Here is a 21,164-nt window from a genome sequence, read left to right on the forward strand (position 1 = left end):
AGCACGGAGGTGATTACACCGATGGCGGACACGTCCCGCCTGCCCACTCCTGTCGCCGAGGTCTGGGAGTGGCAGCGACACGGCAATTGCCGCAACCTCGACAGCTCCGTGTTCTTCCACCCGGACGGGGAGCGTGGGTTCGCCCGTGCCGACAGGGTGGCACGGGCCAAGGAGATCTGCCGTACGTGCCCGGTGATCGTTCAGTGCAGGCATCACGCACTGACCGTGCAGGAGCCGTTCGGAGTCTGGGGAGGCCTCGACGAGACCGAGCGCAGGGACGCGATCGCCAGGCGCAAGAAGCTACAGCCCACCGCGAGCTGAACCAGCTGAACCTGTCGAGACGCCGACCGAACAGGGGGAGTAGTGCGTTTCGGATACACCCTGCTCACCGAGCAGGCGGGCCCGCGGGAGCTGGTGGGGCACGCGTCGGCGGCCGAGCGAGCCGGTTTCGACTTCGAGGTGATCAGCGATCACCACTCGCCGTGGCTGGACTCGCAGGGCCACGCACCTTATGCGTGGAGCGTGCTCGGAGCGGTCGCGCAGGTGACCGACCGGGTGGAGCTGGCGACGTTCGTCACGTGCCCGACGATGCGGTACCACCCGGCCGTCGTGGCGCAGAAGGCCGCGACGGTGCAGTTGCTGTCGGACGGCAGGTTCCTGCTCGGCCTCGGAGCGGGGGAGAACCTCAACGAGCACATCGTCGGTCACGGCTGGCCGCCGGTGAACGTGCGACACGAGATGCTGGGCGAGGCGGTGCGGATCATCCGCTCAATGTTCGACGGCGGCTACACCAACTTCTCCGGTGAGCACTACCGGGTGGACTCGGCCAAGCTGTGGGATCTGCCGCCGGTGCGGCCTGCCATCGGGGTGGCGGTTTCCGGCGAGCAGTCGGTGCGCCGGTTCGCCCCGGTGGCCGACGCGATGATCGCGGTACAGCCGCAGCCGCAGCTGTGCCGTGGGTGGGACGCGCAGCGCGCGGACGCGGGTGAGGAGCCGAGTCGCAAGATCGCGCAGCTGCCGGTGTGTTGGGACGACGACACCACGGCCGCCGTGGACAGGGCCCACGAGCAGTTCCGGTGGTTCGGCAGCGGCTGGAAGGTCAACGCCGAACTGCCGGGGACCGCGGCTTTCGCGGGCGCCACCCAGTTCGTGACGAAGGATGACGTCGCGGCTGCCATCCCGTGCGGGTCCGACGTGGAGCGGGTGGTCAAGTCGGCGCAACCGTTCTGGGAGGCCGGTTTCACGGATCTGGCGCTCGTGCAGATCGGTGGACAGCACCAGGACGAGTTCTTCGACGCCGCCTCCCGCAACCTGTTGCCCGCGCTGCGGGAGGCGGCGCCGAGGAACTAGGCCTCGACGCGGAGGCCGGCCAGCACCTCGTAGGGGGGAACCCACCCCCGTTCCACCAGCAGTTCGTACAACGCGGTGATCGTCCGCTCGATCTCGTCGGTCTCCTTGGCGTCGACGAGCCTGCGGGCGAGGTCGAGCACGATCTGATCGGTGTTGGGTTCCGGTTCGGAGGTGGCCACGGCCGCCTCCACGGGCACCGAGCCGGTGTCCACGGCGCGGCGCAGCAGAGGTTCGATCTGTGCGGGTTCGACCCGCGAGGCCAGCCGCACGAGCACCTGCGCGATTCGGTGCAGCTTGATGTTGTGCTGCTGCGACAGCCGGACAAGCACACGGAAAGCTTGTTGCGGCGAGCATCGGTGCGCGACGACGAGCACTCCCATCGCCTGCTCGATGGTCGCTCTGGTGCGCAGTGCGCGACGCAGTCCGGTGAGCTCGTCCTGCAGGCGCGCCACCTGGCTACGCAGGTCGTCCTCTTCGGCGAACTCCCACTGTTGGTTTTCCGTGGTGTGGCCCACGCGCGTCCCGCCTGTTCAGCGCGCGCGGTCGCGAGGCGACACTGGCACGTTCTGCTCTGGCTTCATAGCGGCTCCCTCTGTCTGCGGGCGCGACAACACGCGCGAAGCCGAGGACGCCGTGAAGCGGCGGCCAGCGTCGAAGATCGCGGCGGCGGCACACAGCATTCTCGCTTCGCGCGAGCGCCAGGCGTTGTCGTCGCCCTCCCGGATGTGCCTGGCGCGCTGCGGCTGTCTGCTCAACCGCTTCACGACAACTCTAAAGATCGTGCAAACCTGCGTTGACGCCGCCCCTCAGAACTCGCCTTCCCGGCTGATCAGTGCCCGCAGCCGGGCCAGTGCCCTGTGCTGGGAGGTACGCACGTTTGCCGGGGACAGGCCGAGTGCCTGCGCCGTCTCCGTCGCGGAAAGCCCCACCACCACCCGAAGGATCAGGATCTCGCGCTGGGTCGACGGCAGCCGAGCCAGCAACTGGTTGAGCCGGTGACCGAGGTCTGCGTTGAGCGCGCGCCGCTCGGGTTCGTTGTCTTTGGTGGTCGGCTCGGGCACCTCCGCGGTGGGTTCGCTGCGGTCGCGGGAGACCAGCCGGTATGCGTCCGACACCTTGTTGGAGGCGATGGCGTGGACCAGGAACAGGAACGAACCGCCACGATCTTGGTAGTTGGGCAGGGCGCGCAGCACGGCGAAGCAGGTTTCCTGCGCGACGTCGTCAGCCGAGACGTAGGCCAGGTCGCGCAGGCCGAGCCGGGCCCGGCAGTAACGGGTGATGATCGGCGTGATCAGCGCGATCAGTTGCCGGATCGCTTTCGAGTCCCCCCGCGCCGCCTCGGAGACGACGCGGTCGATGTCGGGTCGCCGTAGCGGGTTGTCACGCTGCCGAGGCAACCGAGCTGTAGAGGTGTGGGTGTTTTCGGTCGCGACAACGACACTGTCCATAGCCGGCTCCCAAGCCATGAAGACGATTCGCGGCCACCGCCGGGGTGAGGGCAGCCGGTGTATTTACGGGGCGAGGCCACGAACAAGAGGTGCGGGGGAGCCAGCCAGTCCGTTGACCACTGTGTGTGATCCTAGGCGGCTTCGACCGGGTTATCCAGATATCAACAAAAACTTTCCGGGTCTCGTTTGGAAAACACCCCGTGAACAACCCCTAGAGCAACAGGGTGATGAAACTGGCCACGGCCGCCGAGGCGATGAGCAAGGCGACGAGTGCGGGAAGGACGGCCCTCGACGGCGAGGCGGTGTCGCCGCGTTCGAACGCGCGTTCCCGGACCGTGCCGCCGATGGCCAGCAGCACTGCCGCGGTGCCCGAGATGGCAGCCGGGACGGTGAACGCCCCCCAGCCCGACCGCGAGGCGTTGTGTATCAGGATCAGCGTGACGGCTCCCGCCGCGAGCGCGGTGCGCTGCCAGGCCAGGCCGGTACGTTCCGGTTGTAGCCCGTCGGTCATTCGGTGATCACCAGCACGGCGGCGAACACGCTGATCACGAGCACGCCCGCGGCCAGCAGGATGATCAGCGGGCTCCGGGGTAGCTGCCCGCCGCGCCGCATGGCCAGCTGGACCCTGCGCCAGTGCGGATAGCTGGTCGCCGCAAGCACGGCGGCCAGCGCGATCAGTATGCCCGCCAGCGAGTTGCGCACGGGAGCAGGCGCGAGCCCGGGGACCAGCTGGTGCACCGCGACCCCGCCCGCGACCAGCCCGAGCGAGGTGCGAATCCAGGCGAGGAACGTCCGCTCGTTGGCGAGGGTGAATCGGTAGTCCGGCTCGGTCTCGGCAGGCTCGGTGTGCTCGGCCGGTGCGTTGTCGCTCACCTGATCACCCTCGTCCCACGGGCGCACGCCCACGATCTTTGCGGCTGGACCGAACCATACCGCCGGGTGTGCTGGTGGAAGGGGTCGCGCGGCATCCGTCACACAGTGGCGGACCGCAGCGCGGCGCGGGCACGGCCGAGCCGCCGCGTCAGCGGTTCTCGGCCATGCCCTGCACCCTGCCACGGCCTCACGACACTGTGAATCCGGACACTTCGGCAATAGGTGAAGGGGCCGCTGGGCTACCGCCTGTTACTGGGTGGTCACCGCGTGGATCGCGTCCTCCGTGCTGCCGTACACCGACATCTGGCTGACCAGTCCGGTGGCCTCGAGCGGGCGCAGCACCACCCGCTTGGTGGCCACGATCGCCCACCGCAGACCTTCGCGGCCTGCCTGCTCGCAGAGTTCGGCCAGCACCGAAAGGCCCGCCGAGCCGAGGAACCCGATCCCGTCGAGTTCGAGTACGACACCGATGCCGGGACTGATCGCTTCCCGGACCCAGCGGCGGAGTTCGGGGGCGGAGAGCAGGTCGACCTCGCCCGACACACGCACCAGCACCACGTCACTCGACCGCTGTTCGGCCTCGATACGCATGCCGTGTGCTTCAACTGACCCGGGCAGGGTCTTAGCGGTCGACTGAGTGGTCATGATGTCTTGATCTTTGCTACGCACTGTCGTCCCTCCGTAGCTATCGGGCAGGGGCGAAGGCGGGCTTTGCGGAGAGCGTCAGCGCGGGGTTTCGCGTAGCGCCGGGTTAGTCAATGCCCGCCCCGTGCGGCTGTCTGCTCAACCGCCAGTCCCACGGTAGGAAGCTTCCCACGGTATACGCAAGCGAGTGGCGGTGCTGGCTTCACACGGACTTTGCCTGGTCATCCTGTTTATGCGGCGCCGCGCCTGGGTAAAGCGCTACCTCAGCCGTTGGCAGCTGTAGGGAGGAAGCTGAATGAGCGACGGCAGCGATCCGGTCACCCCTCCACAGGACACCGGCGCGCCCGACAGCGCCGAAACCGATCCCGCGGCGCTGAGCAGCGCGGAGGACCTCGACGAGGACCGCCTGCGCGTCGACCCGCTGGAGGAGGGCGTCGAACCTCCTGAGCGCTGGAGCGAGGCCACCAGCTACGGCATGACGCCCGCCGAACAGCGGGAGGGCGAGTCGCTCGAGCAGCGGGTGCGCCAGGAGCGGCCGGACGTCGAGCAGCCGAGCGTGCCCGACCGGCCTGTCGGCGACACACCGCCAGCGGATCTGGACGACACTGTGGACTATCTCACCGAGACGACCGAGCCGGTACCGCCTTACGACGAACCGATCGAACCGGACACCGAAACCGCGCGTAGGGGGCAGAGCGCCGACGAGCCAGGGGGCTCGGTAGCCGACTCCGTCCGCGAGCCGGAGAGCGAGCCGGAGTGAACCAGCGCTCACCCCGTGGGCACGAGGGCGCGCAACACTACCTACCTGCCGCGGCCGACCTCGCCGCGCTGCGCAACGCCGCGCACGGGTGCCGAGGTTGCGACCTGTACCGCGATGCCACGCAGGCGGTGTTCGGAGCCGGTCCGGAGAACGCGCGGGTGATGTTGGTGGGGGAGGTGCCCGGCGACCGGGAGGACCGCACGGGCGAGCCGTTCGTCGGCCCGGCAGGCGGGCTGCTCGACCGCGCGCTGGAAGAGTCCGGTATCGACCGTGGTGTCGTTTACGTGACCAACGCCGTCAAGCATTTCCGCTTCACCCCCGCCGAGCGGGGCAGCAGGCGAATCCACAAGAAGCCGTCCAGGTCGCAGGTCGTGGCCTGCAAGCCGTGGCTGCTGGCCGAACTGGAGGCTGTCGGACCCGAGGTCGTCGTGTGCCTCGGCGCCACCGCGGCGCAGGCATTGCTGGGCTTCGACTTCCGGGTCAGCGCGCGACGGGGCGAACTGCTCGAGTTGCCCGGCCACCCTGGCGGCGTGAACACGGCGCTCGCGACGGTTCATCCCTCCGCTGTGCTGCGTGCGCCCGAGGAGGACCGCAGGCGAGCGTATGCCGAGCTCACCGCGGACCTGCGGGTCGTGGCGAAAGCGATCTGACCCGGCTGCGTGGCCGGGGCAGCGCTTTCGAGCGGGCACGCCTACGGTGGAGGGTGGCAGCTGCAAGCAACCGAAGGGAAACACCGACATGCTCGCCATGACCGACGCTGCCGCCGAGGCGATCAGTGCACTGACGTCGCAGGACGGCCAGCAAGCGGCCGGGCTGCGGTTCGCGGTACGCGAGGAGAACGAGTCGGGCGCGCAGCTCGCGCTCTCCATCGCACCGGCGCCCGAAGACGGAGACCAGGTGTTGGGCACCGACAGCGGGGCCAGGGTGTTCCTGGAGCCCCAGGCGGCCACGTTCCTGGACGACAAGGTCCTCGATGTCCAGCAGGACGAGCAGGGCCAGCTCAACTTCGCAGTGATGCAACAGGAGGGCTGACACCGTTTGGCCGCTGGTCATCGGTGGTACGCCGCTACCAGGAGGTGACCACCGATGACCGAGCCGCGGCCTTCCTTTCCTGGTGGCCGAGCGCTGGTTCGCCGCCGCGTTCTGTGCCCGGCGATGCGGTGCGCTTCCCTCGCCCGAAGCCGGCCGTGTCGCCGGCCCGGCACCGATCACGGTGGCCTTACCTGACCTGAGGTGACCCGCCGCCGTTTCCGGTCTGTCCTGAGTCCTGTCTCGAGTGGATCGACTCGCACGAGATGTTTCTGGTTCGCGCGTGGCAGGCGCGCGAGTTGGCTGACGGCGATCAACCAGAGCGACCTTTGCGAACCTCGGGAAGGGAAACGTCGATGCGAGCCGTGACTTGGCAGGGTAAGCGTGACATCCGCGTGCAGGATGTCGCCGACCCACGCGTGCTGGAGCCGACCGATGCGGTGATCAGGGTGACCTCCAGCGGAATCTGTGGCTCTGACCTGCACCTGTACGAGGTGCTGGGCAGCTTCATGGAGCAGGGAGACATTCTCGGTCACGAGCCGATGGGGGTGGTGGAGGAAGTCGGGTCCGCCGTGGAAGGCCTCGCCAGCGGTGATCGGGTCGTCGTGCCGTTCAACATCGCGTGCGGCCACTGCTTCTACTGTGACCAGGGACTGTACTCGCAATGCGAGACCACCCAGGTGCGCGAGTACGGCAAGGGTGGCTCGCTGTTCGGCTACACCAAGCTCTACGGCCACGTTCCCGGCGGCCAGGCCGAACGGCTGCGGGTACCGCAGGCACAGTTCGGTCCGATCAAGGTACCCTCCGGACCGCCGGACGAGCGGTTCCTCTACCTGTCCGATGTGGTCCCCACCGCCTGGCAGGCGGTCGAGTACGCCGGGATTCCGCAGGGCGGCACCGTAACCGTGCTCGGGCTCGGCCCGATCGGCCAGATGTCGGCGCGCATCGCCAAGTATCGGGGCGCGGGCAAGGTGATCGGCGTCGACCTGGTGGACGAGCGGCTGGAACTGGCCAAGCGCTACGGCGTCGAGGTGATGGACCTGCGCAGGCACAAGCACATCGCCGACGCCATCCGCGACCGCACCGACGGTAGGGGCACCGATTCGGTGATCGATGCGGTCGGGATGGAGGCCCACGGTGCGCCGATGGCGGGCATGGCGCAACAGCTGGTGAGCCTGCTGCCGAGTGCGGTGGCGGCCAAGCTCACCGAGAAGGCAGGCGTCGACCGGTTGAGCGCGCTGTACCTCGCCATCGACGTCGTGCGGCGCGGTGGAACGATCTCACTGTCCGGTGTATACGGCGGAATGCTCGACCCGATGCCAATGATGAACCTGTTCGACAAGCAGGTGCAGTTGCGCATGGGACAGGCCAACGTCCGGGCATGGGTGGACGACATCATGCCGCTGCTGACCGGCGACGGTGACCCGCTCGGCGTCGAGGACCTCGCCACCCACCGGCTGCCGCTCGAGGACGCGCCGCACGCCTACGAGATGTTCCAGAAGAAGCAGGACGGTGCGGTGAAGGTCGTGCTCAAGCCGTAGCGCCTCGGTCGCGGTCGAGCCAGGCTCGAACGAGTGCCGTGGCCTGGTCGCGTAGCAGCCCGAACGCGTGGCGCTGGGCGTGCCTCACCGACGGCGCGTGGTCGACGAGGGCTGTCGCGCCCGTGATGCCTGCCGCCGCGAGTTCGTCGGCGGTCAGCGTGATCCTGCCCGCCAGTGCCAGCACCGCGACGCCGTTCGCGCGGGCACGTGCCGCGATCCCGGCCGGTGCCTTTCCTTCCAGGCTCTGGCTGTCCAGCGAGCCTTCCCCGGTGATCACCAGGTCCGCGCCACGCAGTGCGGCCTCCACCCCGGTGAGTTCGACGACGAGGTCGAAACCGGACTCGGCTCGCGCTGCCAGCGCAGCCATGGCCCCGCCCGCCACTCCGCCGACCCGCTCCCGCTCCCGGGCGGTCGGCGACGGCGGGCGCGCCCGCGCGCCGCAACGCCTCGGCCCACGCGGTGAGCGCCGTCTCCAACTCGTCCACCTCGCCGGGTCCGGCGCCCTTCTGCGGTCCGAACACCGCCGCGGCGCCCCTGGGCCCGAGCAGCGGGTTGGTGACGTCGGTGGCCACCCGTACCACCGTGTCGCCGAGCCGGTCGCGCACCCCGGCGAGGTCTACTTCGGCCACCGCTCGCAACGCGCCCCCGCCCAGGTCCACCTGCTCGCCGGCTGCGTCGAGAATCCTCGCCCCGAGTGCGAGCAGCATGCCCGCGCCACCGTCGGTGCTGGCCGTACCGCCCACCGTGAGCGCGATCCGGCGGGCGCCGGAGTCGAGCGCGTGTGCGATCAGCTCGCCGACGCCGTAGGTGTGCGCTGCCAGCGCCGTGCGCGGGCTGGGTTTGACGTGTTCGATGCCGCAGGCGCGGGCCGACTCGATGTAGGCCGTGCCGTCGAGCACGGCGTACCAGGCGTCGACCCGTTGCGACAGCGGACCCCGCACGCGCAGGTCCACGCGCTTGGCTCCCGCGGCGAACAGCACGTCGAGGGTGCCCTCGCCGCCGTCGGCCACCGGGCACAGTGTCACCTCGGCGGCCGGGTCCGCTGCACGGACCCCCTCGGCGATCGCCTCGGCGGCTTCGACAGCGGTGAGGCTGCCCTTGAACTTGTCCGGAGCTACCACCACGCGCACCGCGCTCACCCCCGCACCGGGGTCGGCGGCTGCTCACCGGACAGCACGGCGACGGCGTTGCGTGCGGCGAGGGTGGCCATCGCGGTTCTCGTCTCGACGGTTGCCGAGCCGAGATGGGGGGCCAGCGCGACGTTGTCCAGTTCCAGCAGGTCGGGATGGACCTCGGGTTCGTTCTCGAAGACGTCGAGCCCTGCACCGGCGATGGCGCCGTCGGCGAGTGCCTTGGCCAGTGCGGACTCGTCCACCACCGGGCCTCGAGTGGTGTTGATCAGGTATGCGGACGGTTTCATTCTCGCCAGCGCGTCGGCGTCGATGAGATGGTGCGTGCTCGCAGTCAGCGGGCAGTGCAGCGAAACCACGTCACTGCTGCTCAGCAGTTCTTCGAAAGGCAGGTACGTGGCGCCGAGTTCCCGTTCGATCGCTTCGTCGGCCCTTCGCCGCCCGCTGTAGCGGATGTCCATGCCGAAGGCCAGCGCCCTGCGGGCCATCGCGCGCCCGATCTGACCGAGGCCGACGATGCCCAGCGTCTTGCCCTGCAACCCGGACCCGAGCATGAACCCGAGGTGGAACGACCACGGTGTGCGCGAGCGCAGTAGCCGCTCACCCTCTCCGAGCCTGCGCGTGACGGCCAGTAGCAAGCCGAACGCGAGGTCGGCGGTGGCGTCGGTGAGCACGCCGGGGGTGTTGGTGACGACGATGCCTCGGGAGGTCAGCGCGGGAACGTCGATGTTGTCGTAACCGACGGCGACGGTGGACACCACCCGCAGGCTCGGTCCCGCCGCGTCGGCGAACGCGGCATCGATGCGATCCTGCAGCGTGCTGACGACCGCGTCGGCGCAGGCGACCACCTCGTGGAGTTCGCTGGGGGAGAGCGCTCTGTCCGGCTGCGGCCACCACACGTCGCCGACTTCGCGCAGCAGGTCCAGCGCCGCTTGCGGGATTTCCCTTGTCACCACGATCCGAGGCGATGCGCCAGCCATTCGCCGCTCCCAAAGCGTCACTGGTTCCGGACTGCGTTCTTCGTTGCCGTTGCCGTTGCCGTTTGCCGTTGCCGCCTCACCTTAGTTGCGATCACCGCGATGGGAACTGCTTGATTGTGGCGTGGCAGTCGCGTTGACGGGCGACCGACGGGCTGGCTAATGTTCATATACAGAACGTGTGTGCGGAATGCGAACAAGGGTGTGGCAACGTGGCTGAGATCGTCTCGCTCGCCGACGGGGTCGGCAGGCTGGTGCACGACGGCGACATGGTCGCCATGGAAGGGTTCACTCACCTGATCCCGCACGCGGCGGGCCAGGAGATCATCCGCCAGCGGCGCGAGAACCTGACGCTGGTGCGGATGACGCCCGACATCATCTACGACCAGCTGATCGGCGCCGGATGCGCGCGCAAGCTGGTGTTCTCCTGGGGCGGCAACCCGGGCGTCGGCTCGCTGCACCGGTTCCGCGACGCGGTGCAGAACGGCTGGCCGGTGCCGCTGGAGATCGAGGAGCACAGTCACGCGGGTATGGCCAACCGGTACGTGGCCGGAGCCTCCGGGCTGCCGTTCGCCGTGCTGCGCGGCTACGCCGGTACCGACCTGCCCAAGCACACCGGCACGATCAAGCAGATCACCTGCCCGTTCACCGGCGAGCGGCTGGCCGCGGTACCCGCGCTGAACCCTGATGTCGCGGTGATTCACGCACAGCGCGCCGACCGTGCGGGCAACGTGCAGATGTGGGGCCTCGTCGGTGTGCAGAAGGAGGCCGTGCTCGCGTCCGGTCGCAGCCTCGTCACGGTCGAGGAGGTCGTCGACGAACTCGAGCCCGTGCCCGGCCAGGTCATCCTGCCCAGCTGGGCGGTGACGTGCGTGGCCGAAGTGCCGCACGGGGCGCATCCCTCGTATGCGCAGGGCTACTACGAGCGCGACAACGCCTACTACGAGGAATGGGATTCCATTGGGCGAAAGAGGGACTCGTTCCAGGAGTGGGTTCGCGAGAAGGTGTTCGCAACAGGCGCGGAGGTGAAGGCGAAGTGACCACGACGACACGGCCGGCTGCGCCTGCCTACACCTCCGACGAAATGATGTCGATCGCCGCCGCACGGGTGCTCACCGGCGACAAGCGTTGCTTCGTCGGTATCGGGCTGCCGTCCACGGCGGCCAACCTCGCCCGCCGCACCCATGCGCCCGACCTGGTGCTGATCTACGAGTCCGGCACGCTCGGCTCCAAGCCGGACCGGCTGCCCGCCTCCATCGGCGACGGCATTCTCGCCGAGACGGCGGACGCGGTGATCAGCGTGCCGGAGGTGTTCAACTACTGGCTGCAGCCGGGCCGCCTCGACATCGGTTTCCTCGGTGCCGCCCAACTCGACAAGTTCGGAAACATCAACACCACCGTCATCGGCGACGACTACGCCAACCCCAAGGTGCGGCTGCCGGGTGCGGGCGGGGCACCGGAGATCGCGGCCTCCTGCAAGGAGGTGTTCGTGGTCGTGCGGCAGAGCAAGCGCAGCTTCGTCGAGCAGGTCGACTTCGTGACTTCCGTCGGTCACGGCCGCGGCAAGGGCGATCGCGAGCGGCTCGGGCTGCGCGGCGCCGGACCTACCCTGGTGATTACCGACCTCGGCGTGCTGCGTCCCGACCCGCAGACCTCGGAACTGGTGCTCAGCCAGCTACACCCCGGTGTCGACGTGGAGCAGGTGCGCGAGGCCACCGGGTGGGAGTTGAAGGTCTCGCCCGAACTGTCCGACACCGAGGCGCCGACCGAGCAAGAGTTGGCGAACCTGCGTGCGTTGAAGGAGGCGTCGAAGTGAGCCTCCAGGGAAACCATGTCTACGTCCTCGACGCCGTGCGCACGCCGTTCGGCCGTTACGGCGGCGCGCTTTCCGGTGTCCGGCCCGACGACCTTGCCGCGCACGTGCTTGCCGAACTGGCGAGGCGGGCCGAGTTCGATCCCGCCGCCGTGGACGAGGTGATCCTCGGCGACGCCAACGGCGCGGGGGAGGACAACCGAAACGTCGCTCGCATGGCCACGCTGCTGGCGGGCTGGCCGACCGCAGTGCCAGGCAGCACCGTCAACCGGCTGTGCGGCTCCGGCCTGGACGCCGCGATGCAGGCGAGCAGGCAGATCGCGGTCGGCGACGCCTCCGTGGTGGTGGCGGGCGGCGTGGAGTCGATGAGCCGTGCCCCGTGGGTGCTGCCCAAGCCGGGCAAGGCGTTTCCCAACGGCCACGAGACCATGTACTCCACCACGCTCGGCTGGCGCATGGTGAACCCGAGGATGCCGGGGCAGTGGACGGTGTCGCTCGGCGAGAGCACCGAACTGCTCGCGCGGCGCTACGGCATCGGCCGCGAGGAGCAGGACGAGTTCGCCCTTCGCAGTCACCTGCGCGCGGCCAGGGCATGGGACAGCGGCTTCTACGACGACCACGTGCTGCCCGTGCCCGGCACCGACCTGCGGCGCGACGAGGGCATCAGAGCCGACTCCTCCATGGAGAAGCTGGCCAAGCTCAAGCCGGCCTTCCGCGAGGACGGCACGGTCACGGCAGGCAACTCCTCACCGCTCAACGACGGCGCGTCCGCCCTGCTCCTCGGCGACGAGGCGGGTGCGCGGCGGCTGGGCCTCACGCCGATGGCGCGCATCGCGGGCAGGGGTGCGGCGGGCGTCGACCCCGACGTGTTCGGGATCGGACCGGTCCGCGCCGCTGAGATCGCACTCGAACGCGCGGGTATCACCTGGAGCGACCTTGCCGTGGTCGAGCTGAACGAGGCGTTCGCCGCGCAGTCGCTCGCGGTGCTTGCCGACTGGCCCAAGGTCGACCCCGAGATCGTCAACGTCAACGGTGGCGCGATCGCCATCGGGCATCCGCTGGGCGCGTCCGGCGGGCGCATCCTCGGCGCGCTGGCTCACGAGTTGCGGCGCCGGGGCGGTGGCTGGGGTCTTGCCGCCATCTGCATCGGCGTCGGCCAGGGCCTGGCCGTCGTGCTGCAGGCGTGAACAAGGAGGTTCGATTTTGACCGCGTCAACGGAGTCAGGGCTCATCCTGCCGAAATACCGGCGGGACCCCGAAGGCACCCACCCGCCGCTGGACTCGCCCGAATACAAGTCGACCAGCTTGCGGCACCCCAAGCAGCCGCTGGTGTTGCTGCCGCACAAGCTCACCGAGGTCACCGGCCCGTTGCTGGGTCCTGGCAGGCTGGGGGAGTTGGACCACGACCTGACCCGCCAGCACGCGGGTGAGCCGCAGGGGCAGCGGATCATCGTGCACGGCAGGCTGCTCGACGGTGACGGCAAGCCGGTCCCGAACTCGCTCGTCGAGATCTGGCAGGCAAACGCGGGCGGCCGTTACCGGCACGTGTGGGACAACTGGCCGAGCCCGATCGACCCCAACTTCACCGGCGTGGGCCGCACCATCACCGACAGCGAGGGCCGCTACGAGTTCGTCACGATCAAACCCGGCGCCTACCCGTGGAAGAACCACGACAACGCCTGGCGACCCGCGCACATCCACTTCTCGGTGTTCGGCACGGCGTTCACGCAGCGCCTCGTGACGCAGATGTACTTCCCCGGTGATCCGCTGTTCTTCCAGGACCCGATCTTCAACTCGGTGCCGGACGAGAAGGCGCGGCAGCGCATGATCTCGCGCTACGACCACAGCCGCACGATGCCCGAGTGGGCGCTGGCGTTCGAGTTCGACATCGTGCTGCGGGGCCGGGAAGCGACACCGTTCGAGAACGAGGAGGACGAGTGAGCCAGGCCGCAAGCCCGACGTTCGGGAGCACGCCTTCCCAGACAGTCGGCCCTTACCTCTCGATCGGTCTGCCCTGGGAGGACGGCCCCACGGTCGTCGCCGAGGGCACGCCGGGTGCGGTGTGGATTCGCGGGGTCGTTACCGACGGTGCCGGTGCCCCGATTCCGGACGCGTTGATCGAGACGTGGCAGGCGGACCCGAACGGCCGCTTCGACCACCCCGACGACCCCAGGGGCGCTCAGCCGGGCTTTCGCGGGTTCGGCCGCTGCCCCACCACCGACGACGGCGAGTACGGCATTCTCACGCAACTGCCGGGCGCGCTGCCGGGTCAGGCGCCGCACATCGACGTCTCGGTGTTCGCGCGGGGCCTGCTGCACCGCGTTGTCACCCGTATCTACTTCCCGGACAACGCCGAGGCCAACGCGTCGGACCCGGTGCTTGCCTCGGTGCCGGAGGAACGCAGGCACACACTGCTCGCGCAGCGGACCACCGACGGTTACCGTTTCGATGTGCGGCTTCAAGGTGAGGGCGAGACAGTGTTCTTCGATGTCTGAGCTGTTCGACCCGGTGCTCGCCGCGGGCCCGGTATCCGGGCAGGTGGACGATGCGGCGTGGTTGCGCGGGATGCTCGACTTCGAGGCCGCCTTGGCAGGCGCGCAGGCCGACGTGGGACTGCTCGAGCGGTCCCACGCGCGGCGTATCGGTGAGGTGTGCCAGGATGCTTCCTTCGACATCGCGGAACTGGGCAACGCCGCGACCGGTATCGGAAACCCCGCCGGGCCGTTGGTGCGCGCACTCACCGAGCGGGTCGGCGGTGCGGCGGCGCGGCACGTTCACGCCGGTGCCACCAGCCAGGACGTGCTCGACACGGCGGCGATGCTGGTGTCGGCCCGTGCGCTGGAGTCGCTTCTCGGCGAACTCGATGCCGCCACGGCCGCCGCCGCGCGGCTGGCGGCGGAGCATGCCGAGACCGTCCAGGTGGGGCGGACGCTGTCGCAGCACGCGCTGCCGGTGACGTTCGGCTTCACGGCGGCGGGGTGGCTTTCCGCGCTGGAGGCCTCGGGCGGGCGGCTGCGGGCGGTGCGGTTGCCCGCTCAACTCGGCGGGGCGGTCGGCACGCTGGCGTCGTTGGGCGCTGCGGGGCCGGACGTGCTCGCGGCACTCGCCCGCAGGCTGGGCCTTTCGGAGCCGGTGTTGCCGTGGCACACCGACCGGACGCCGGTCGCGGAGTTGGCCTGCGCGCTCGGCGAGGCGGCGGGCGCGGTCTCGGCGGTGGCCCGTTCCGTGGTGTTGCTCGCGCAGACCGATGTCGGTGAGGTGCACGAGCAGGGCCCCGAGGGCAGCGGCGGCTCGTCCACCATGCCGCACAAGCGCAACCCGGTGGCCGCGGTGTCGGCGTTGGCGTGCGCCAAGCAGGCGCCGGGGCTGGTGGCCGACCTGCTGGCCGCGATGGAGCAGGAGCAGCAGCGCGCGGCGGGTGCGTGGCACGCGGAGTGGCAGCCGCTGACACAGCTTTGGCGGGTGTGCGGTTCGGCGGTGTACTGGCTGCGGACCAGTCTCGAGCGGTTGCGGGTGGATGCCGATCGGATGCGGCGCAACCTCGACCGCAGTGGCGGTGTCCTGCTGGCCGAGCGGGTCACCACCGAACTGGCCCCGAGTGTGGGCAGGCTGGCGGCACACGATGCCGTCACCGAGTGCTGTCTGCGGGCGTTGGACGGCGAGGCACCGGTCGCCGAACTGCTGGCGGCGGACCCGTTGGTGGGGGCGCGGCTGTCGCGGGCGCGCATCGACGAGTTGCTGGACCCGTCCGGATACCTGGGCAGTGCGGTGGTCTTCGTGGAGCGGTCGCTGGCCGCGCACCGCGGGCGAAAGGAGGAGGCGTGAGAGTGAACCACGTTGTCGAGGGCCCGCAGGACGGCGACGTCGTCGTGCTGTCCGGCTCGATCGGCAGCAACCTGAGCATGTGGCAGCCGCAGGTTCCCGCGCTGACACAGGCCGGTTACCGCGTCGTGCGCTACGACCAGCGGGGACACGGCAGAACCCCGGTGCCCGACCATCCGTGTTCGCTCGCCGATCTCGGCGGCGACGTGGTGGAACTGCTGGACGGGCTCGGTGTCGAGCGAGCCGCGTTCGTCGGTCTTTCGCTCGGCGGCATGACGGGGATGTGGCTGGCGGTCAACCACCCCGACCGCATCGACAGGCTGGTGCTGTGCTGCACCTCGGCCCGGCTGGGAAGCCCCCAGATGTGGCAGGAGCGCGCGGAGCAGGCCCGCGCGCAGGGCATGTCAGCCATCGCGGACGGCAGTATCCAGCGCTGGTTCACCGCGCAGTGGTTGGCGGACAATCCGCAGCTGGCCCGCGAGTATCACCACATGACCGCGGCGACACCCGCCGAGGGTTACGCGGCCTGCTGCGCCGCCATCGGATCCATGGACCTGCTCGACGACCTGCCCAAGATCACCGCGCCGACACTGGTGATCGCGGGGGCCGACGACCCGGCCACGCCGCCGGAGGGGCACGGCAGGCCGATCGCCGAGGCGATCCCGGGTGCCCGGTTCGAGGTGGTGGCGCATGCGGCCCACCTCGGCAACGTCGAGCAGCCGCAGCGGTTCTCCTCGCTGATCCTCGACCATCTGCGGGCAGGACGATGAGCGAGTCCGACGAGTTGTTCGAGGCGGGTATGACCGTCCGGCGTGAGGTGCTCGGCGACGCCCACGTCGACAAGGCGGTCGCGGGCACCACCGAGTTCACCAAGCCGTTCCAGGACTACATCACCCGTGCTGCGTGGGGCTCGGTGTGGACGCGCGACGGCCTGGACCGCAAGACCCGCAGTTGCCTCACGCTGGCCGTGCTCACGGCGCTGCGCAGTCACGGGGAGATCGCCATGCACGTGCGGGCGGCCATCGGCAACGGGCTCACTCCCGCGGAGATCTCGGAGGTGCTGCTGCACACGGCCGTCTACGCGGGTGTGCCCGCGGCCAACGAGGCCTTCGCCATCGCGCAGCGCACGCTTGCGGAGATGGGCGAGAGCTGACCGCACTGGGTGCGGATAGGTTGGCGGGTATGGACGAAGCCGGCGTGCAGCACAGTGGCCGTGGCGCGCACCACGTGCAGTCGCTGGAGCGCGGGCTCGCCGTGATCAAGGCGTTCAACGCGGGCGCGCCGGAGCTGACGCTGAGCGACGTGGCCAAGGCCACCGGTCTGACGCGGGCCGCGGCGCGCCGCTTCCTGCTGACCCTGGCCGACCTCGGCTACGTCCGCACCGACGGCAAGTACTTCTCGCTGACCGCTCGCGTGCTGGAACTGGGCTACGCGTTCCTGTCCAGCCTTTCGTTGCCCGAGGTGGCGCAGCCGCACCTGGAACGGCTCTCGGCGCAGGTGCACGAGTCGAGTTCGGTTTCGGTGCTCGAGGACACCGACATCGTCTACGTGGCCAGGGTCGCGGTGTCTCGGATCATGGCGCTGAGCATCAACGTTGGCACCCGCTTCCCCGCGCACGCGACCTCGATGGGGCACGTGCTGCTGGCCGGGCTCGACGAGCAGCGACTGCGGCGCTACCTGAGTGCGGCCAGGTTCGAACAGCTCACGCCACGCACCATCACCTCGCCGTCGGCGCTGCGGCGGGAACTGGACACGGTGCGCGAGCAAGGCTGGGCACTGGTGGACCAGGAACTGGAGGAGGGGCTGCGCTCGGTCGCCGCCCCGATCCGCGACCGCGACGGCAAGGTGGTGGCCGCGATCAACCTCTCCACACACGCCAGCCGCACGTCGGCCGAATCGGTGCGGGCCCGGTTGTTGCCGCCGCTGCTGGACGCCGCCAAGCACATCGAGGCCGACCTCGCCGTAGCCCCTTCGACAAGGGTGTCGTGAGCTCGGTGTCCACATCGACGGCGGGGCTGCTGTTGGCGGCGGGTGAGGGCAGGCGGTTCGGCAGGCCGAAGGCGCTGGTGGAGCTGCGAGGCGAGGCGTTCGTCACGCGGGCGGTGCGGACTCTGGCCGACGGCGGTTGCGAACCCGTGGTGGTGGTGCTCGGCGCGCGGGCAGACGACGTACGCGCGCTGCTGCCCGGCACCGTCACCACGGTGTACGCGAGTGACTGGGCCGAGGGTATGGGGGCGTCGCTGCGCGCGGGGCTGGAGGCGGTGTCGGCGCTGCACCCGATCCCGCAGGCAGCGCTCGTGCACCTGGTCGACCTGCCTGGAGTGGACTCGGGCGTGATCGCGCGGGTGCGTGCGCACGCCGGTCCCGACGCGGTGGTGAGGGCCTCGTTCGACGGCAGGCCCGGCCACCCGGTGCTGTTCGGCCGACGGTGGTGGACCGAGATCGCGGCGACCGCCCGAGGCGACCGAGGTGCCCGCGACTGGCTCGCCTCCCGCTCGGACGTGCGGCTGGTGGAGTGCGGTGATCTCGGCAGCGGAACGGACGTGGACACACCCGCCGATCTCAACCCTTAGGCTGGAATCCGTGACGAGCGAAACGACGGACCAGGTGAGCTCCCCGGAGAAGCTGGCGCAGTTGTTGGAGGGCAGTGGCTACCTCGCCGACCCCGGCGTGGCGACGGCCGCGTTTCTCGCCCTGCGGATGCGCAGGCCGCTGTTCTGCGAGGGCGAGCCGGGAACGGGTAAGACCTCGCTCGCGGTGTCGTTGGCCGAGTCGCTCGGGATGCCGCTGATCCGGTTGCAGTGCCACGAAGGCATCGACGCCGCGCAGGCGCTGTACGAATGGGACTTTCCGAGGCAGCTGCTACATCTGCGGGCGTTGGAGGCGGCCGAAGGTGGGCGACTGGACGTCGACACGGCGGAGCAGTCGCTTTACACCGAGCGGTTCCTGCTGGCCAGGCCACTGCTGCGCGCGCTCAAAGCCGCGCCGTGTGTGCTGCTCATCGACGAGATCGACCGCGCGGACGACGAGTTCGAGGCGTTCCTGCTGCAACTGCTCGACGAGAACGTGGTGACCATCCCCGAGTACGGCGAGGTTCGCGCCGACGTGCCGCCGCTGGTGATCCTCACGTCCAACCGCACCCGCGAGGTGCACGACGCGCTCAAGCGCCGCTGCCTGTACCACTGGCTGGAACACCCGGGGCTCGAGCGGGAGGTGGCGATCCTGCGCAGCCGCATCCCCGGGATCGGAGAGCGGCTGGCGAAGCAGGTCACCGAGGCGGTGCAGCGGTTGCGGGCCATGGAGTTGCTCAAGCCGCCCGGCGTCGCCGAGGCGATCGACTGGGCGCAGGCGCTGGCCGCGCTCGGCCGCGACGAGTTGGACGCCGAGTCGGCGGCGATCACGCTCGGTGCCGTACTCAAGTACAGCGAGGACCTGGACCGCGTGCGGGCCCAGCTGGACGCGCTGCTTGCCTGAACGCTCGGTGCGAGGTTCGGCGCGCCGAACCGTGTGGGGTACCGCGGGGTCGGGGGCACAATGGGGGTATGACCACCTCCGCCGATCCGCTGCCTGGCCTCGTCGGCTTCACGGCGGCGTTGCGGGAGGCGGGGCTGCCGTGCGACGCCCATCGGGTGCAGGCCTACCTCGCCGCCGTGGAACGGCTCGACGTCGCCGACCCCGGCCAGCTGTACTGGGCGGGCAGGCTGTCGCTGTGCGCCGACCCCGACGACCTTCCCCGCTACGACCAGGCGTTCGCCAGCTGGTTCAGCACCGAACCGCCGGTTCGGCAACGTCGCAGCTCGCAGCCGCCGAAGCAACCCAGGATCGCGGCGCTGGCCACCGAGCAGGGTGGCGGCTCGAGTGACAAGCAGTCCGCCGAGCAGCTCAGTGTCGCCGCCAGCGACACCGAGGTGCTGCGTGACCGTGACCTCGGTGAGTTGACCAACGCTGAGCGCAAGCACCTGCGGGAACTGCTGGAAACCCTGCGTCCGGTGCCGCCGAGGCGGTCCTCGCTGCGGTACCGCCCCGCCAAGCGGGGCAGGCTGGACCCCAGCCGCACGTTGCGTGCGATGCTCGCCCGGGGTGGCGAGCCGGGCAAGCTGGCCTACTCGCGGCACGGCCCCCGGCCAAGGCGCGTGGTGTTGCTCATCGACGTCTCGGGCTCGATGAAGCCCTACGCGGACTCGCTGTTGCGGTTCGCCCACGTCGTGGTGCGCGGCTCGCCCGCGACCGTGGAGGTGTTCACGCTCGGCACCCGGCTCACGCGGGTGACGAGGCAGTTGCGCCAGCGCGACCCCGAGCGGGCCATGCTCAGCGCGGGTGAGGCGGTGCCCGACTTCGCGGGCGGCACCCGGCTCGGGGACACCCTGCGGATCTTTCTGGATCGGTGGGGCCAGCGCGGGTTGGCCAGGCGCGCGGCCGTCGTGCTGTTCTCCGACGGCTGGGAACGCGGCGACACGACACTGCTCGGTGAGCAGACGGCGAGGTTGAAGCGGTTGGCGCACGCGGTGTTCTGGGTGAATCCGCACGCGGGCAAGGACGGTTACGCTCCTGTCCAGTCCGGTATCGCCGCCGCGCTCCCGCACGTGGACCGGTTGCTGGCCGGGCACAGCCTGGCCACTTTGGAACGACTGCTCGGGGAGATCCGTGATGCATGACGTGCTGGAGGAGCTGTACCGCCGCTGGTCGGCGGGCGAGACCGTGGGCATGGGCACCGTGGTGGCGACGTTCTCGTCGGCGCCGCGCGCGGCGGGGGCCTCGATGCTGGTCGGTGAGGACGACTCCGTGGTGGGCAGCGTCTCGGGGGGCTGCGTCGAGGGCGCGGTCTACGAGCTGGCCAAGCAGGTGATGGCGGAGCGCACCCCGGTGCTGCAGCGCTACGGCGTCAGTGACGACGACGCGTTCGCGGTCGGGCTGACCTGCGGTGGGATCATCGACATCTTCGTGGAGCGGGTCGACCGCGAATCCATGCCGGAGCTGCCAGAGCTGATGGAGTCGGTGCGGCAGGGCAGGCCGGTCGCCGTGGTGACCACCGTCGAGCACACCGACGCGGCGCTGCTGGGCAAGCGGCTACTGGTGTGGCCGGATCGTGTGGTGGGCAGCCTTGGCTCCGACCGCATCGACTCCGCCGTTGTGGACGACGCGCGCGGCATGCTGGCGGGTGGCCGCACCGGAACCCTGCATTACGGCCCCGACGGCCAGCGCCGCGGCGAGGGCATGGCGGTGTTCGTGAACTCCTTCGAACCCGCGCCGAGGATGCTGGTGTTCGGCGCGATCGACTTCGCTGCCGCGATGGCGCAGCTGGGCAGCTACCTCGGCTACGAGGTCACGGTGTGCGACGCGCGGCCGGTGTTCGCGACCAAGAGCAGGTTCCCCGGTGCGCACGAGGTGGTGGTCGACTGGCCGCACCGCTACCTCAAGAAGGAGGTCGACGCGGGCCGGATCGACAGCCGCACGGTGATCACCGTGCTCACCCACGACCCGAAGTTCGACGTGCCGGTGCTCGAACTGGCGCTGCGGCTGGATGTCGGGTACGTGGGCGCGATGGGCTCGCGCCGCACGCACGACGACCGGCTGCGCAGGTTGCGTGAGGCCGGGATGACCGAGGCCGAACTGAAGCGGCTGGCATCGCCGATCGGGCTGGATCTGGGTGCGCGTACTCCGGAGGAGACGGCGGTCTCGATCGCGGCCGAGATCATCGCGTTGCGCTGGGGCGGCGGTGGCAGGCGCCTTGCCGACCTCGACGGGCGCATCCACAGCGAGCAGGAACGCTGAAGCC

The 21,164-nt window shown here is 69.9% G+C and carries 25 protein-coding genes and 1 pseudogene; 19 read left to right on the forward strand and 7 right to left on the reverse strand.

The features are described 5' to 3' along the window. Window positions 1-21: 21 nt before the first annotated feature. On the forward strand, window positions 22-321 hold the full coding sequence (locus tag SACMADRAFT_RS08430) for a WhiB family transcriptional regulator (protein ID WP_009153380.1): 300 nt from the start codon (window positions 22-24) through the stop codon (window positions 319-321). A gap of 42 nt (window positions 322-363) precedes the next feature. After that, window positions 364-1,350, forward strand: a complete 987-nt coding sequence (locus SACMADRAFT_RS08435; RefSeq protein WP_009153381.1) for a TIGR03557 family F420-dependent LLM class oxidoreductase — start codon at window positions 364-366, stop codon at window positions 1,348-1,350. Here the strand turns inward: SACMADRAFT_RS08435 and SACMADRAFT_RS28460 are convergent. The 5 genes from SACMADRAFT_RS28460 to SACMADRAFT_RS08460 all read right to left on the reverse strand — a co-directional run bounded on the left by SACMADRAFT_RS28460 (window position 1,347) and on the right by SACMADRAFT_RS08460 (window position 4,340). After that, window positions 1,347-1,865 (reverse strand): ANTAR domain-containing protein, encoded by a 519-nt coding sequence (locus SACMADRAFT_RS28460; RefSeq protein WP_009153382.1) that lies wholly within the window; start codon window positions 1,863-1,865, stop codon window positions 1,347-1,349. The genes SACMADRAFT_RS08435 and SACMADRAFT_RS28460 overlap by 4 nt on opposite strands. A 291-nt stretch (window positions 1,866-2,156) precedes the next feature. Further along, window positions 2,157-2,798, reverse strand: a complete 642-nt coding sequence (gene shbA / locus SACMADRAFT_RS08445; RefSeq protein ID WP_009153384.1) for an RNA polymerase sigma factor ShbA — start codon at window positions 2,796-2,798, stop codon at window positions 2,157-2,159. A gap of 211 nt (window positions 2,799-3,009) precedes the next feature. Further along, window positions 3,010-3,309 (reverse strand): DUF202 domain-containing protein, encoded by a 300-nt coding sequence (locus SACMADRAFT_RS08450; protein ID WP_009153385.1) that lies wholly within the window; start codon window positions 3,307-3,309, stop codon window positions 3,010-3,012. Continuing rightward, window positions 3,306-3,671, reverse strand: a complete 366-nt coding sequence (locus tag SACMADRAFT_RS08455; RefSeq protein WP_009153386.1) for a YidH family protein — start codon at window positions 3,669-3,671, stop codon at window positions 3,306-3,308. The genes SACMADRAFT_RS08450 and SACMADRAFT_RS08455 overlap by 4 nt, the downstream gene beginning before the upstream one ends. A 249-nt stretch (window positions 3,672-3,920) precedes the next feature. Then, complete coding sequence (locus SACMADRAFT_RS08460) at window positions 3,921-4,340, reverse strand: anti-sigma factor antagonist (RefSeq protein WP_009153387.1); 420 nt, start codon at window positions 4,338-4,340, stop codon at window positions 3,921-3,923. 271 nt (window positions 4,341-4,611) lie between these two features. Here SACMADRAFT_RS08460 and SACMADRAFT_RS08465 point away from each other — a divergent pair, with 271 nt between their 5' ends. The 4 genes from SACMADRAFT_RS08465 to SACMADRAFT_RS08480 all read left to right on the forward strand — a co-directional run bounded on the left by SACMADRAFT_RS08465 (window position 4,612) and on the right by SACMADRAFT_RS08480 (window position 7,646). Next, window positions 4,612-5,076: a hypothetical protein gene (locus tag SACMADRAFT_RS08465; protein WP_009153388.1), complete on the forward strand. Its 465-nt coding sequence runs from the start codon at window positions 4,612-4,614 to the stop codon at window positions 5,074-5,076. Beyond that, window positions 5,073-5,726, forward strand: a complete 654-nt coding sequence (locus tag SACMADRAFT_RS08470; protein ID WP_009153389.1) for a UdgX family uracil-DNA binding protein — start codon at window positions 5,073-5,075, stop codon at window positions 5,724-5,726. The genes SACMADRAFT_RS08465 and SACMADRAFT_RS08470 overlap by 4 nt, the downstream gene beginning before the upstream one ends. Before the next feature lie 88 nt (window positions 5,727-5,814). Continuing rightward, entirely contained in the window at window positions 5,815-6,108 is a 294-nt protein-coding gene (locus SACMADRAFT_RS08475; RefSeq protein WP_009153390.1) for a HesB/IscA family protein, read from the forward strand. A gap of 353 nt (window positions 6,109-6,461) precedes the next feature. Further along, on the forward strand, window positions 6,462-7,646 hold the full coding sequence (locus tag SACMADRAFT_RS08480) for a zinc-dependent alcohol dehydrogenase (protein ID WP_009153391.1): 1,185 nt from the start codon (window positions 6,462-6,464) through the stop codon (window positions 7,644-7,646). Here the strand turns inward: SACMADRAFT_RS08480 and SACMADRAFT_RS08485 are convergent. Together SACMADRAFT_RS08485 and SACMADRAFT_RS08490 are read right to left on the reverse strand one after the other, a co-directional pair. Continuing rightward, window positions 7,636-8,785 (reverse strand): annotated as a pseudogene (locus SACMADRAFT_RS08485) (glycerate kinase). The gene SACMADRAFT_RS08480 and the pseudogene SACMADRAFT_RS08485 sit on opposite strands and share 11 nt — an antisense overlap. Further along, window positions 8,782-9,756 carry a 2-hydroxyacid dehydrogenase gene (locus tag SACMADRAFT_RS08490; protein WP_009153392.1) on the reverse strand — a complete coding sequence of 325 codons (975 nt, stop codon included), beginning with the start codon at window positions 9,754-9,756 and terminating at the stop codon, window positions 8,782-8,784. The pseudogene SACMADRAFT_RS08485 and the gene SACMADRAFT_RS08490 overlap by 4 nt, the downstream one beginning before the upstream one ends. Window positions 9,757-9,965: 209 nt before the next feature. Here SACMADRAFT_RS08490 and SACMADRAFT_RS08495 point away from each other — a divergent pair, with 209 nt between their 5' ends. The 13 genes from SACMADRAFT_RS08495 (at window position 9,966) to SACMADRAFT_RS08555 (ending at window position 21,160) form a co-directional block, all read left to right on the forward strand. After that, window positions 9,966-10,793 (forward strand): CoA transferase subunit A, encoded by an 828-nt coding sequence (locus tag SACMADRAFT_RS08495; RefSeq protein ID WP_009153393.1) that lies wholly within the window; start codon window positions 9,966-9,968, stop codon window positions 10,791-10,793. A gap of 44 nt (window positions 10,794-10,837) precedes the next feature. After that, window positions 10,838-11,569, forward strand: a complete 732-nt coding sequence (locus SACMADRAFT_RS08500) for a CoA-transferase subunit beta (RefSeq protein WP_050998343.1) — start codon at window positions 10,838-10,840, stop codon at window positions 11,567-11,569. Continuing rightward, complete coding sequence (locus SACMADRAFT_RS08505; RefSeq protein ID WP_009153395.1) at window positions 11,566-12,753, forward strand: thiolase family protein; 1,188 nt, start codon at window positions 11,566-11,568, stop codon at window positions 12,751-12,753. Before SACMADRAFT_RS08500 ends, SACMADRAFT_RS08505 begins: the two co-directional genes overlap by 4 nt. A 16-nt stretch (window positions 12,754-12,769) precedes the next feature. Continuing rightward, window positions 12,770-13,507 (forward strand): protocatechuate 3,4-dioxygenase subunit beta, encoded by a 738-nt coding sequence (gene pcaH, locus SACMADRAFT_RS08510; protein ID WP_009153396.1) that lies wholly within the window; start codon window positions 12,770-12,772, stop codon window positions 13,505-13,507. Then, a complete protein-coding gene (gene pcaG, locus SACMADRAFT_RS08515; protein WP_009153397.1) occupies window positions 13,504-14,061 on the forward strand; it encodes a protocatechuate 3,4-dioxygenase subunit alpha in 558 nt (185 codons plus the stop codon). Before pcaH ends, pcaG begins: the two co-directional genes overlap by 4 nt. Continuing rightward, entirely contained in the window at window positions 14,054-15,391 is a 1,338-nt protein-coding gene (locus SACMADRAFT_RS08520) for a class-II fumarase/aspartase family protein (RefSeq protein WP_009153398.1), read from the forward strand. The genes pcaG and SACMADRAFT_RS08520 overlap by 8 nt, the downstream gene beginning before the upstream one ends. After that, on the forward strand, window positions 15,388-16,158 hold the full coding sequence (gene pcaD / locus SACMADRAFT_RS08525; RefSeq protein ID WP_009153399.1) for a 3-oxoadipate enol-lactonase: 771 nt from the start codon (window positions 15,388-15,390) through the stop codon (window positions 16,156-16,158). The genes SACMADRAFT_RS08520 and pcaD overlap by 4 nt, the downstream gene beginning before the upstream one ends. Beyond that, window positions 16,155-16,541, forward strand: coding sequence for a 4-carboxymuconolactone decarboxylase (gene pcaC, locus SACMADRAFT_RS08530; RefSeq protein ID WP_009153400.1), 387 nt, complete (start codon window positions 16,155-16,157; stop codon window positions 16,539-16,541). Before pcaD ends, pcaC begins: the two co-directional genes overlap by 4 nt. A 29-nt stretch (window positions 16,542-16,570) precedes the next feature. Next, on the forward strand, window positions 16,571-17,377 hold the full coding sequence (locus SACMADRAFT_RS08535; protein ID WP_009153401.1) for an IclR family transcriptional regulator: 807 nt from the start codon (window positions 16,571-16,573) through the stop codon (window positions 17,375-17,377). Beyond that, window positions 17,374-17,961 carry a nucleotidyltransferase family protein gene (locus SACMADRAFT_RS08540; protein ID WP_009153402.1) on the forward strand — a complete coding sequence of 196 codons (588 nt, stop codon included), beginning with the start codon at window positions 17,374-17,376 and terminating at the stop codon, window positions 17,959-17,961. The genes SACMADRAFT_RS08535 and SACMADRAFT_RS08540 overlap by 4 nt, the downstream gene beginning before the upstream one ends. A 10-nt stretch (window positions 17,962-17,971) precedes the next feature. Continuing rightward, complete coding sequence (locus SACMADRAFT_RS08545; protein ID WP_009153403.1) at window positions 17,972-18,862, forward strand: AAA family ATPase; 891 nt, start codon at window positions 17,972-17,974, stop codon at window positions 18,860-18,862. 68 nt (window positions 18,863-18,930) lie between these two features. Continuing rightward, a complete protein-coding gene (locus tag SACMADRAFT_RS08550) occupies window positions 18,931-20,043 on the forward strand; it encodes a vWA domain-containing protein (protein ID WP_009153404.1) in 1,113 nt (370 codons plus the stop codon). Continuing rightward, window positions 20,036-21,160 carry an XdhC family protein gene (locus SACMADRAFT_RS08555; protein WP_009153405.1) on the forward strand — a complete coding sequence of 375 codons (1,125 nt, stop codon included), beginning with the start codon at window positions 20,036-20,038 and terminating at the stop codon, window positions 21,158-21,160. The genes SACMADRAFT_RS08550 and SACMADRAFT_RS08555 overlap by 8 nt, the downstream gene beginning before the upstream one ends. Window positions 21,161-21,164 lie beyond the last annotated feature (4 nt).

Source organism: Saccharomonospora marina XMU15, assembly GCF_000244955.1.
Lineage (GTDB): Bacteria > Actinomycetota > Actinomycetes > Mycobacteriales > Pseudonocardiaceae > Saccharomonospora_A > Saccharomonospora_A marina.